We start from the raw sequence: 12,710 nt of genomic DNA on the forward strand, positions 1-12,710 counted from the left end.
AAATGATTTTAAAAGTTAAACGACAGCGTTCCGGTAATGACCCTGGGAATCGGATTAAAACTCATATTCTGTATTTCAGGATCCATTTTATACCTCGTGATGGTAAAAACATTCTGCGCAGTGATAGAGAAGCTACATGATTGCATAGCTGCTTTTTTCACGAGTTTTTCGGGCAATGAATAACTTAACGCAATATTGTTCAACCGGATAAAGGAAGCATCCATATATGCCCTGTCGGAATCCGAAATATTATTACTCAGGAAAGTGCTGGTGTAACGGGCATAATCGGCCTTATCACCTGGCTTACGCCAGTGATTATTGACAACCTCTTCAGGCAAAACCAGGTTGCTCATTTTACCTGGTGTTACAGAAAGATAAGGATGCGTTCCCATCTTATTGATGAAGTCGAAATACAACGAAAAAGCAAAGTCTTTATACCTGAGATCAGTGCCAAAACCACCGGCATATTTTGGAGCCAGGTTTATAGCTATAAACCGGTCATCATCAAATGTGCCTGGAACAACACTGATATTCTTAAACACCTTTCCATCTTTATTATAATCTTCAAAACTATATAGCCCTGTTGCAGGATCAACTCCTACATACTTGAGAAGGTATTTCATATCCAGAGACTGACCTACCTTATATCTGGTAGCATAAGGAGAGGATTCAATACCTGGATAGGCAATAAGTTTATTTTTGTTGTTATTGATATTAAAGCTCAGCGACAGGGAGAGGTCTTTTTTCTTAATAAGCATTGCATTCAATGTAACATCCAGCCCGCTGTTTTGTACTGTTGCAACCCAGTTAGCTACTACGGAAGGAAAGCCTGTATATATAGGAGTAGGTAATTCCGTTAGCTGATTCCCCGAACGTTTACGGTACCAGGCCAGGGTAAGATTGGCCCTTTCCTTCAGGAACCCAAGGTTCAATGCCCCTTCTATATTCCGGACTTCTTCCCAGTGGTATTGCTGGTTAACTGCGTGTATGGGAACATAAGGCTGCAGGCCGTTGTATTTGAACATCGGGGCAAAATTACCCGGCTGTTTGGCACTCCATTGCGAGAGGTATTGATAATCCCCGATATTATCCCCTCCGGTCAGTCCATAACTTCCCCTTAGTTTTATAAAATTAAACCAGGAGGGTAATCTATCTTTCAACCAGCGCTCCTCAGAAGCGATCCAGGAAGCACCTATTGAACCGAAATTTCCAAACTGTCTGCCTGGGGCAAACCGGGATGACCCATCTCTTCTCGCATTGATATTGAGAATATATTTGGAGTCCCAGTTATAATTGATACGGGCAAATACCGCAGCATATTTGTATTCACTGTATCCTTCGCTGGCCATTTGAGAAGGTGCACTGCTTATGCTCCGGAGTAGTTCATCATTCGTATAACCACTTGCAGTGATGGTCAGTCCACTTGTATAAACAGTCTGCAAGGATCCCCCCACCTGTACAGTAAGGCTGCCCAGCCCGATGAAACGGGTATACCTCAACTGCGGCTCAAGTATCCAGCTGTTATTCCTTGTTCTGCCAAATGTAGCAGAGCCCAGCGGAGAACGGGCCGGGTTCTGGGCTGCAATAGGACTGAAAAAATCGTTCGTATTCTGCATATTTGTGTACCCTGCATCAGCGCTGAGTGTTAGTCCTTTCAGTAACTCATAGTTGATACTAAGGCCGCTGGTCAGGCTATTGGTTTTAGCAATAGCTGGGCTCAGAAGGTAAACAAACGGATACTGGCTACCCATACCTACAGCATTCCAGTCATCATAATTCAAAGCACCTTTAGCGTTGTAGATAGGTGGGGCATTAGGTGGAAGTGTGAAAGCCGACTTATTATCATTCATCGCATCCACTTTGGTAAACCCGTAATTTGCCTTCAGATTAACGGACAACTTCTGATTAGGACTGTGGTGGCTCAATGCGATGTTTAGCGTAGCCCGTTGATTGGAACCGCTTCTGTTGAACAGGTCCACCTGCTTTACATAATTGGAACTAATGGAAAAGGAGGTTTTATTATCCCCTCCCGAAAGGCCGGCGGAAACAGCGGTATTTTTACCCGTGCCAAGTACGTCCCTTATCCAGTCAGTATTACGGGTGGTATCCCAAACGGTGAGATCGGGTGCATTTGCAGCCGTAGGTATAATACCATCGTTCGTAAAAGCCTCACGCCGCATAGCCAGGTATTCTTGTGTAGTGAGCATCTTTGGGTACCTGGGTGCCATTACAATACCCTGTTCTATCCTCAGATTAAAACTTGTTTTTCCCGGTCTGGCCCTTTTTGTGGTGATCAGGATCACACCATTTGCAGCACGGGAACCGTAGATCGCAGTGGCATCTCCATCCATTAAGACCTCTATACTTTCTATATCGTCAGGATTAAGGCTGAATAAAGGGCTTTGGCCCTTCGTAGCAGAGATCCCTCCCTGGATGAATCCTGAAGATACTCCCTGGTTATAGTTGGGTGCTCCTTTTACATTAAGTACTGTTTGCGGAACACCATCTATCACATACAGAGGCTCGGAAAAAAACTCAGGGTTCAAGGCATTTCTTCCTCTGATTTCCACTTTCACAGGTGAGCTGGCATTCCCACTGGTAGGTGTTACAATCATCCCTGGTACCCTTCCCTGCAAGGCCATCAATGGATTCATTACTGGCTGTTTGCGGATCTCTTCTCCCGATATTTTTACAATGTTTCCTGTAGCAAGCCGCTTGCTCGTTAGCCCATAGCCCTGTACCACTGCCTGGTCCAGCTCGCTAATGGCAATCCTCATGAGCACAGTATGAAAAGCATCTTTTTTACCTGTAATAAGCGTTGTCTTTTCATACCCGATACAGGAAATCGTAATCTGGGCGTTCTCACCAATACCGTTCAGTACAAACATTCCCTTTTCATCTGTCTTCGTTGCCTTGCCCGATGTATTTACCACAACATTGGCACCAGATACCGGCATTCCCGTTTTTTCATCATACACTACCCCCGAAACAGTAATGCCTGGCGGTGTACTGACCTGGTCAACAGGTGCCACCAGTTTGCCACTGATAATGATAGCTTTCTTTTTGATTGAATACTTCAGCGGCAGGTCATTGAACAGTAATGAAAGAAATGACTCCAGTGGGATATTTGCAACCTCTAGTGTTACAGGATGACTTCCTTTCAGCAAAGTCTCATTATAGAAAAAGAAATACCCGGTTTGCATTTCCACTGCCGAGAATACTTTTTGTAATGGAACATCCTTGCCGGAGAACGTAACAGTCTGTGCTACACTACGGGCACGCAGTTGAAAAAAACTGAGCAGGATCAGTAAGGCAGTTAATTTCATGATCAGCAGTGTTTTTATAAAATGTTGGCTTGTCCTGAAAATGATCCGATGGCCAGATTTAGGGAGAAAGAAGCCTGGCCTGAAAGGCCCGGGTATAGCAATGGCTTTCAACCATTGAATAAATTTCATAGCTTTGCAGTGTTTTTGGTGATAAAATAAGCGGTCTTACCCTGATTGACTTATGCATTATCCAAACACCGGCCGGGAATGTTCGCTGCATTTCCGGCCTTCATTTTGGATAAGCAATTGTTTACATTAAACTCATACTATATTCTTATTTTGGTTGTTTGCCATTCCCGGCAGTTGCCATGCTATTGATCTTAAATGAAATGGTATACAGCGTAAACAACGCAAACCATGCATCCTGTTAACGTTTTATGGCATTACTGTTAATGTTCTTCCTTCAATACTGAAATTGACGCCCACCTCCTTGAGCGCTTCTGTAACTTGTGATAAAGTAAGATCCTGTGGAAGCTTGCCTTTAAAATGCAGAGATGGCACAGGACCAGCATATTTTACTTCTATATCATACCAGCGTTCCAGCTGGTGCATTATTTCTGTAAACGGTACTTCTTCAAAATAGAAAATCCCTTCCTTCCATGCCACGGCCTTTTCTACATCCACATTTCCTTCCAGCACAATATGCCTGTCGGGTTGCAACAGCGCCTGTTCTCCGGGCTTCATCGTAAGATGATGATCATCCGCATCTACCCGCACAGCACCTTCCAGCAATGTTGTTTGAACCGTCTTGTCGTCGGGATATGCCTTCACATTAAAACGGGTACCCAGCACTGCTATACCAACCTGGTCATCCACTTTTACCCGAAAAGGCATCGCGGCATCTTTCTCTATTTCGAAATATGCTTCCCCTGTTATTTGAACCAATCGTTCCTTTCCGGTAAATACCGTTGGATAGATAATGGATGAAGCTGCATTCAGCCATACTTTAGACCCATCCGGAAGCCGTAACTGGAACTGGCGCCCTCTGGGGGTAGTGAGCGTGTGGTAATTAACAGCACTGGCATTTGTATGGTCATAGGAAAGTGCCCCGTTATTCAGCAGCATCAGTGTTCCGCTCTGTGTAGCTACCACGCCATTATCCAAACTATCCAGCACGATCTTTTCCCCATTTGCTATCGTAAGGATAGCTCCCTCATGCCCCGGGGCAACATCCATTCCTCCCAGCTTGCCCCCGTTAACAAGCACAGGGGCTTCCTTTCTGGTAGATTTGTCAGACATCAGAAAACCTATGGCGATACCTAACACTACTATTATTACCGCAGCTACCCTGAACCAGGCTGTATGCCATAAACGGACCTGCGGAGCAGTGCGGGAGAAAGAATGCCCCGCTTCACGGGTGGCATTAACCTGCTCATGCAAATATTGATCAATAGACGCTTTGATGGCCTGACTTGTTTCAAGTTCATAGGTACGGTTAGTCAGCAGTTCAAGCACCATTTCATCAAACATCTTTATGTAGGCCTGGTCCTGCAACATGCTGGCCAGCAACTGCTTCTCCTCTTCCTGGATACGCTCATCCAGGTATTTCTCTATTAGTTCTCTAAATTTGTCTGCCTGCATGTTCAATCGTATTTATACACCGGTCTCTAATTAAAGACGCATGAAAATCAAAACCGGATTAGTCAGTTCAAAAAAAAATCAGAAAAGAACCCAGATCATCAGAATAATGGTCTGGTGCCGGATGAAGCTGCGGATAAATGATAACGCCTGCACTATATGTACTTTCACTGTATTAGGGGAAATATTGAGCTGCTTCCCGATCTCTTCATATTTTAAACCCTCTTTCCGGCTTAGTTCAAAAACTAACCGGCGCTGCGGGGGCATTTGATCCAATGCTGACTGGAGAAGTGATATCAATTGCTTATTTTCCAACTGATGATCCGGCAACAAGTCAGCCGTAACCGGCAACTGCTCCCAACCATCAGGCATTGGAGCAGTTACTTTCTTCCGGAATTCGGATACAATTTTGTTACGTGCAAGAATAAACAGGTAGTCCGCAGGCTTTTCCACCGCTGGTAATGTATGGCGCGTTTTCCATATAGTCAGGAATATCTCCTGCACAACATCCTGCGCTATGAATGTATCTTTGAGAAAAGCCATAGCATGACCGAACAGGTTATTCCTGTGCCTTTCAAGCAGTAATTTGTAAGCATGCTCATCTCCGGTTGCAATCAGGCGAAACAGTTCTTTGTCATTATGTAATTCGGTATAGCTCAATCCTCGTAACAATTCAGTGGTATTGGATCTTTTTTACTTTATTCTGGCACTTAGGTGAGCCTTTTAGCACCAGCCCCCGACCAGCATGACACTACAAATAAAAGCAATCAATAGGATATTTCCATACCAAACCACTTCACCCCAGGTTAATATTACATTGTTAATAAGCGCATTGCTGCACACCTGTGTGAAACCGGTATGGTCAACATCATTGCAACTGCATCATTAGGATCATCGTAAATCGGTACCAATACACTTTTGTTGGCAATATAATAGTTAATATAAGATGCTTAATCGGAGCCAGGAACAGTTCTTCAATGGAATCTTCGTTTTCCGCTGCCTTTGCCCATTCCAATATGTAATAAATTGGTTGACCATTCCGTGTAAGCCATAGCGTTACTGTAATAGCCATAAATGTTCATTTTTTGTGTACCCAACTATGTATCATCTGTGAGTCAAAGGGAGCGGAAATAAGTGGAAAATACTGGCAAAAGCTGCAGTTTAATAAAAGAAAAACCCCTGTAAACCAAAGCCTTACAGGGGTATCTAGTGCCCAGAACTGGATTCGAACCAGCACACCGTTGCCGGCGCTGCGACCTGAACACAGTGCGTCTACCAATTTCGCCATCTGGGCATCGATATTTGTGTCAGGGAGCGCAAAGGTATAAACTCCTTTCCTTTTTCCCAAATAAAAAATATTTTCTTTTTGCTGTAACGAATGAACTCATCGATATACTTATGGATATAGTAACTGTTGCAAAGGGCCCAAAAGCAGCAATAAACATCATTTGTATTCAATCCATAAGTATAGACAAACATGAAAAATATCATTAAAAATATCATTGCACTCATCGCTGTATTTGCTGCGCTTTTTGTAACTATTAAGTTAAAAGCCCAGGAAAAACCATTAATCAACTCCATGTTATGGGAAATCAGTGGCAATGGCCTGCAACAGCCTTCCTACCTCTTTGGCACTATACATATGATCTGCGCACAGGATTTCATCCTGCAGGATAAGGTAAAACGAAGCCTGGCAAAAAGCGATCGGTATATTATGGAAATTAATCTCGGAGATACAGCTGAACTACGCCACATGCAAGCGCTGGCTATAGGAAAACAGCCGCTGAGCACCACCCTGCCTCCTGCTGATTTTGCCTTTCTGGATTCCGTTTTACAAAAAAAGACCGCTATTTCACTGAAACAATTGGATAACTTTACTTTGTTGGGAATAAACAGTTTGCTGATGACCAAATCACTGCCCTGTACCGATGTAAAAATGTATGAAATGGAGCTACTTGCTCTGGCCAAAACACAAAACAAGCTTACCGGTGCGTTGGAAACAGTAGCAGAACAAGGACACTATTTCAGTAAAGGCTCTCCGGATGATTATACAGTTTCCCAACTAAAGCTGATGGACGATTATATGATGACATTCAACAAAATGGTCAGCGCCTACAAAATGGAGCAGGTCCAAACCTTGTATCAGGAAACAACCCATGAAAAATACATGGATGCAAATGCGAAAAAATGGATGTTACATGAGCGAAATCAGAACTGGGTGGAACGTATGCCTCAAATGATGGCAGCGCATAGCAACTTCTTTGCTGTTGGCGCTGCACATCTGGCCGGCAAAGACGGACTGATTGCTCTCCTGATCGCCAAAGGATATACGGTAAAACCTATTCTAAAATAAAGCTCCCTGTTGCGTGAAAATCACTGAAAAGGAATTCCTTGCACTTATTGACACCAACAAAGCCATGATACATAAGATCGCAAATATGTACATGGCCCACAAAGAAGATCAGCAAGACCTGTTCCAGGAGATTGTATATCAGCTTTGGAAGTCCCTGAATACTTTTCAGGGAGGGAGTAAATTCTCCACCTGGATGTACCGGGTAGCTTTAAATACCGCTATGGTTTTCCTGAAGAAGGATAAAAGGAAAATATCTGCCAGCGATCAACTGCCCGAACATCTGACACAGGAAGACGACGGCGCCAGCGAAAAAGAAAACCAGCTGGCTCATTTCTACAAAGCTTTACAACAACTGGATAACATCGAAAAAGCGATCATATTTTATCACCTGGAAGATTTTTCTCACCGCGAAACAGGTATCAACCTGGGAATATCAGAAGGAAATGTCAGGGTAAAACTCAATCGTGCTAAAAATAAAATTAAAGAACTCATTAAATCACAAGGATATGAATTTTGATGACCTGAAGTCTGCCTGGGATTCCGACAAAACTGCCAATGTAGATACACCGGTTCATCTAACCCGGTTAAAAACAGCGCAAACCCCTATTGATCAGCTACGCAAACAAATGAAACAGGAATTCTTTCTCCATTGCCTGGCATTGATTATCACCGGATTTGTACCACAACTACTGAATTTCAATCCGGTATTTATACTGCCATTCTATGCACTGTATACACTCTATGTGGCTATCTGTGCCTATTACATGATCAAAATGTATCTCTTTTACAAACGCCTTTCAACCAATGCGCTAAGTTCCCGTGATAACCTTTATGAAACCTATTATGATATCCGGATACATGTGGAAATGTATAAATCTTATACCTATGCCATCTCCCCCTTTGCTATCCTGATTGGATTGATACTCATCCTGAATGCCAAAGATGGAGCACTTTTAAACAGCATACAGGAAAAAGGACTTGCCGAAAAAGATATCTTCCTGGTAGGAGGCGCGCTACTGGCAGCTATCGTAGCCATCATTATCACTACTGAAATATGGATAAGCAGATACTATAGTAAATATGCCAAACAAATCCGGCAACTACTTGATCTGCTGAAAGACGAAACAGCTGCATAATACTTTAAAAGCAGAATGCCCATAGTATATACTACGGGCATTCTGCTTTTATTAATGAGCTGGTGTCAACCACGCACATTATTATTTATTTTTTGGGAGGCAAGCTAAATGCTACCGCATCGTGCTCAAAGTGTCCTCTATGTGATCCATCACAAAAAGGCTTATTTTTTGAAAGCCCACAACGGCAAATAGAGACAATCTCCCTGCCAGCCAGGTCATACACATTGCCATCTTTATCTACTATTTCAAAACTACCGTCTACCTTAAGAGAACCGTTGCTGTTTACTGTAATTTTCGTCTTCACCATTTGATTTTTTGATTAAGCGCTAAAAATAGGGAAATAAAAGCATACTTTATCTTCTCCCAACTGCTCATTATCCTGAAAAACAACCGGTGTCCGCCCCTTTTTTCCTTACTTTGCCGGTAAATGTGTGGTTATGCTATCCAACCGTCATCTAATCTTCATGGAAGTAGCCAGCCAGAAGAGTTTTTCCAGGGCCAGCGAAGCATTATTCATCTCTCAGCCCGGTGTAAGTATACATATCAGGGCACTGGAAGAGCAATACAAAACCAAATTATTTGAGCGGAAAGGCCTGCAAATTGAGCTTACAGAAGCAGGGCAATTGCTGTATAAAAGGCTGCTTACCGTTAAGCAAATCCAGCAGGAAACGGAATTTGATATCTCCGTACTGCAAAGCTCCTTGCAGGCTACCGGCACATTGAACCTGGGTGCCAGCACTACAGCGGCACTTTATATCCTGCCAAAGGTGATGTCGGCTTTTAACCGGGAATACCCGCTTGTTAATATTTCCCTGCTCAACCGGAACAGTGAGATCGTATTAGAAGCCTTACTGAATAAAGAAATTAATATAGGCGTAACAGAAGAAAAAGGAAAACTGACCAACGTTACCTATGAACCTTTTCTAAAAGACCAGATAGTGGCAGTATGCAGCCCTAATAACCCACTTGCCAGAAAAAAAGCATATCCGCTAAAGGCTATTCTGCAAATGCCGGTAGCCATCCGGGAAAGAGGCAGCGGTACATTGGAAGCAATAAAAAAAGGGCTGCAGAAGAGTAAGATAGGTCTGGACAATCTGAATATCAAAGCGCGGCTGGGTGGCACGGAAGCACTGAAGAATTTCCTGGTAGAATCAGATTGTGTAGGTTTCCTTTCTACCAGGTCGGTGGCCAAGGAATTAAAATCAGGTGAACTCACCCTCCTCCCTTTTGAAGGACTGCGTATTGAGCGGAGCTTCTACTTTATCCAGCGAAAAGGAGAAATGAGCGACTTAAATAAACGCTTCATTAAAATGGCACTGGCTATCTATAAGTAATACTTATAGGTTATAACATTTCTGTATAGCTTTATTTATAGGCATAGCCATACATTTGTTTTACCAAAAACACTTTTATGAACATGCTTTTCTATTACGAAGAATTGTATAATACTGCGGCAGAAAGGATGAAAGCGCTGGCCAACTTGTCTGCTAACCACCGGAACAAGCTCCTGCGGCAACTAAAGGAACATATCCCCTCTTTATTGATCACCACAGGCGATTTAGATGCCGTAGCCAGGAAAATGATGACCTCCCTGGGGGCAGTTTTATGTCCGGAAGCGGCGGCTGACCATGCCGGTCTTAGCAAGCTTACTGAAATGGACCTCGCCCTCAGACCAGAATAACCGGGTGCTGACAGCCGATCCCTCATTTAACCATACCCACGCGCTATAGATCTCCTGCTTTCATAGGCCCTGACGCTACCTTTTCAGGATAAAATCAACCTGGCACTAGCATTCCTTAATAAAACTGCGTATTATTGAGCCTTTTTTAGCAAAAAACGATCGATTCGTGGGTAGAAATTATTATATCATTGATTTTGACAGCACCTTTACGCAAGTTGAAGCACTGGACGAACTGGCACGTATCTCTCTACAAGATCATCCTGACAGGGAAAAAATTTATCAGAAAATAGAAGATCTGACTAACCTGGCCATGGAAGGCAAACTTTCCTTCCGGGAAAGCCTGACAGGCAGGGTACAGTTACTGGAGGCCAACCGGGACCACCTGAAACAGCTTATCAAACACTTAAAGAAAAAAGTGTCTGCTTCCTTTTCCCGTAACAAGGCATTTTTCAAACACCATGCAGACGATGTCCTGATCGTGTCCGGAGGTTTTAAAGAATTTATCACACCTGTAGTCAGCTCCTACCATATTAAAAAGGAAAATATCTACGCTAATACTTTTGTATTTGATAAAACCGGTAAAATCATTGGTTATGATGCCAGCAACCCCCTCTCTGATGAAGGCGGAAAAGTAAAACTGCTCAAAACCCTGAAATTACCCGGTGAAATCTATGGTATCGGAGATGGCCACTCTGATTTCCAGTTGAAAGAATATGGCATGATCAAAAAGTTTTATGCTTTCACAGAAAATATAGAACGTAAATCAGTAGCCGAAAAAGCAGATCACGTTACACCAAGCTTTGATGAGTTCCTGTATGTCAACAAGCTGCCACGTGCCATCTCTTACCCTAAGAACCGTATTTTATGCTTAATCATAGGAGATGTACCAGAAGAAGCAGTCCAATTCCTTAAAAAGGACGGGTTTTCTATCCGTATTAAGACCTCTTTTGAAGAAAAGTATGTACCCGATGCAGGCATTATATTGCTAGGAGACGGGGAAAAGATAGAAACGGAAAAGCTGCAAAGGGCGGTAAAGCTGAAAACCATTGGCTACCTGGGCAACAGCAAAAAACAGCTCTCCCACAAACTTTGCACACAAATGGGGATCGTAGTATTTGACAACCCCAAACGTCCGGTATCAATAGCTAAGAAGATCGCCAGATTCATGAACAATGGGGATACTTATAAAAGCGCTAATTTCCCTCATCTGCAATTACCCCGGGTAGAAAACAGCCACCGCCTCATTCACATTCATAAGAATGTGCCAGGTGTGATGGCTAAAATAAATCAGGTATTTGCGCAGAATAAAATAAATATTGTGAGCCAGTTCCTGATGACCAATGCTCAGATCGGTTATGTCATCACTGACATCAGTGTGGAATACGATAAACAATTACTGAAAGAATTGAAACAAATCGAACATACTATCAAATTCAGGATTTTATACTAAGATTTGTAAACAATATTATAGACAATTAAAAGGGCTGCGTTTATCGCGGCCCGCTTAATTGATATCACATATCATATTAATACTGATATGCCAGCCCTTCCTACCTTGAAGCATAGCTTAAGTATAGTTAAAGCATAGTAAAGCTATAGTAAAGGCATAGATAAAGTACCTATATAGTATCCCCATAGTACCCCCCAAACTATCCCGAAAGTATGATAAAATGAAAGTAAAAGCGCAGGTTAACGACTCGTAATCAACAAATTAAATAGAATTACTTAAAAAACATTTTGCAGTAAAGGTTAGATCCGGGCATTTAACGCAGAGGCCCTGGTTGTGTGGCTGTTCTCAGGTAAATCAGGTGATCTTCATTGTACAGATTATAACAATATTGATTGTCTTTTGTTTACTGCCCGACCAAAATATCAGTACGGGAATTAACCTGGCTGCCGGAAGAGCTTTTAACGCTCTCCGGAAAGGTTAAACCCAATTACTTGTACCGTTTCGCTAATTCTTTTTTTACCCGGCTCAGCGACTCTGGCGTAATACCCAGGTAGGAGGCAATCATCAGCTGTGGTACACGTAACGATACATTAGGATACAGGTGAATAAAATCAAGGTAACGCTCTTCTGCACTAGCTCCCAGCAATAAACAAATACGGTTTTGCATATGCCTGATGGTATTATGCAGCAGTGTTACATTGAATGTGACAAATGCAGGGCAGATGGCCTGTGCTCTTTCTATGAAAAACCGGGATACTCTTACCAATGCGGCATCCTCCACTACTTCTATATATAAGCTGGCTGGTTCGTCAAAATACACGCTGCTCCTGTCTGTAATCCACCAGTTTTCCGGTGCAAACTGGATAATACTTTCTTTGCCTTCTTCATCTCTCCGGTAAGCTTTCAGCAGGCCCTGGCAAACAAAATAGCTATCATGCGTCTGCTCCCCCGGAGTCAGTAACACTTTCCCTTTGGTATAATTACGTACCATCACTTCCTGCTGTAGCTGTTCAAACTGTTCCTCCGTAAGAGGGGTATGCTCTTTAAGGTATCGTTTGAATACCTCCAACGCATCTTTCATAAGCTATAAATTGTTGCCAGGCTAAAATACTTAAATTCCTGCGCAACAGACAAAACCGGCTAATCATGACCCTGTCATGAAATAGCCGGTCCGGTTTTTCTGTAA

At 42.8% G+C, this 12,710-nt stretch carries 12 protein-coding genes and 1 tRNA gene; 6 read left to right on the plus strand and 7 right to left on the minus strand.

What is annotated here, in order from left to right; all coding sequences use genetic code 11:
- Positions 1-8 precede the first annotated feature (8 nt).
- The 5 genes from ABR189_RS09025 to ABR189_RS09045 form a co-directional block, all read right to left on the minus strand.
- A complete protein-coding gene (locus ABR189_RS09025; protein ID WP_354660146.1) occupies positions 9-3,455 on the minus strand; it encodes a SusC/RagA family TonB-linked outer membrane protein in 3,447 nt (1,148 codons plus the stop codon).
- A 246-nt stretch (positions 3,456-3,701) separates the two neighbouring features.
- Positions 3,702-4,907, minus strand: coding sequence for a FecR family protein (locus tag ABR189_RS09030; RefSeq protein WP_354660147.1), 1,206 nt, complete (start codon positions 4,905-4,907; stop codon positions 3,702-3,704).
- 78 nt (positions 4,908-4,985) lie between these two features.
- The gene (locus tag ABR189_RS09035; RefSeq protein WP_354660148.1) at positions 4,986-5,576 is read right to left on the minus strand and encodes an RNA polymerase sigma factor; all 591 of its coding nucleotides are present in this window, start codon (positions 5,574-5,576) and stop codon (positions 4,986-4,988) included.
- Between the two features lie 140 nt (positions 5,577-5,716).
- Entirely contained in the window at positions 5,717-5,845 is a 129-nt protein-coding gene (locus tag ABR189_RS09040) for a hypothetical protein (RefSeq protein WP_354661084.1), read from the minus strand.
- Positions 5,846-6,114: 269 nt separating this feature from the next.
- Positions 6,115-6,198 (minus strand) — tRNA-Leu (locus ABR189_RS09045).
- Positions 6,199-6,381: 183 nt separating this feature from the next.
- Between ABR189_RS09045 and ABR189_RS09050 the strand changes: the two genes are divergently transcribed.
- Genes ABR189_RS09050 through ABR189_RS09060 form a run of 3 tightly spaced genes read left to right on the plus strand, consistent with a single transcriptional unit; the run spans position 6,382 to position 8,393 of the window.
- Entirely contained in the window at positions 6,382-7,257 is an 876-nt protein-coding gene (locus ABR189_RS09050; protein ID WP_354660149.1) for a TraB/GumN family protein, read from the plus strand.
- A gap of 13 nt (positions 7,258-7,270) precedes the next feature.
- Positions 7,271-7,774: an RNA polymerase sigma factor gene (locus ABR189_RS09055; RefSeq protein ID WP_354660150.1), complete on the plus strand. Its 504-nt coding sequence runs from the start codon at positions 7,271-7,273 to the stop codon at positions 7,772-7,774.
- Positions 7,764-8,393: a hypothetical protein gene (locus tag ABR189_RS09060; protein WP_354660151.1), complete on the plus strand. Its 630-nt coding sequence runs from the start codon at positions 7,764-7,766 to the stop codon at positions 8,391-8,393. The genes ABR189_RS09055 and ABR189_RS09060 overlap by 11 nt, the downstream gene beginning before the upstream one ends.
- An 85-nt stretch (positions 8,394-8,478) precedes the next feature.
- Here the strand turns inward: ABR189_RS09060 and ABR189_RS09065 are convergent, their stop codons facing one another.
- A complete protein-coding gene (locus ABR189_RS09065; RefSeq protein WP_354660152.1) occupies positions 8,479-8,700 on the minus strand; it encodes a CDGSH iron-sulfur domain-containing protein in 222 nt (73 codons plus the stop codon).
- 130 nt (positions 8,701-8,830) lie between these two features.
- On the opposite strand from ABR189_RS09065, the gene ABR189_RS09070 reads away from it, so the two are divergent.
- The 3 genes from ABR189_RS09070 to ABR189_RS09080 all read left to right on the plus strand — a co-directional run bounded on the left by ABR189_RS09070 (position 8,831) and on the right by ABR189_RS09080 (position 11,524).
- A complete protein-coding gene (locus ABR189_RS09070) occupies positions 8,831-9,727 on the plus strand; it encodes a LysR substrate-binding domain-containing protein (protein ID WP_354660153.1) in 897 nt (298 codons plus the stop codon).
- A gap of 77 nt (positions 9,728-9,804) precedes the next feature.
- Entirely contained in the window at positions 9,805-10,074 is a 270-nt protein-coding gene (locus ABR189_RS09075; RefSeq protein ID WP_354660154.1) for a hypothetical protein, read from the plus strand.
- A gap of 166 nt (positions 10,075-10,240) precedes the next feature.
- A complete protein-coding gene (locus ABR189_RS09080) occupies positions 10,241-11,524 on the plus strand; it encodes an HAD-IB family phosphatase (protein ID WP_354660155.1) in 1,284 nt (427 codons plus the stop codon).
- Between the two features lie 487 nt (positions 11,525-12,011).
- Here ABR189_RS09080 and ABR189_RS09085 read toward each other — a convergent pair whose 3' ends face one another.
- The gene (locus tag ABR189_RS09085; RefSeq protein ID WP_354660156.1) at positions 12,012-12,605 is read right to left on the minus strand and encodes a Crp/Fnr family transcriptional regulator; all 594 of its coding nucleotides are present in this window, start codon (positions 12,603-12,605) and stop codon (positions 12,012-12,014) included.
- Positions 12,606-12,710 lie beyond the last annotated feature (105 nt).

Source organism: Chitinophaga sp. H8 (assembly GCF_040567655.1).
GTDB lineage: Bacteria > Bacteroidota > Bacteroidia > Chitinophagales > Chitinophagaceae > Chitinophaga > Chitinophaga defluvii.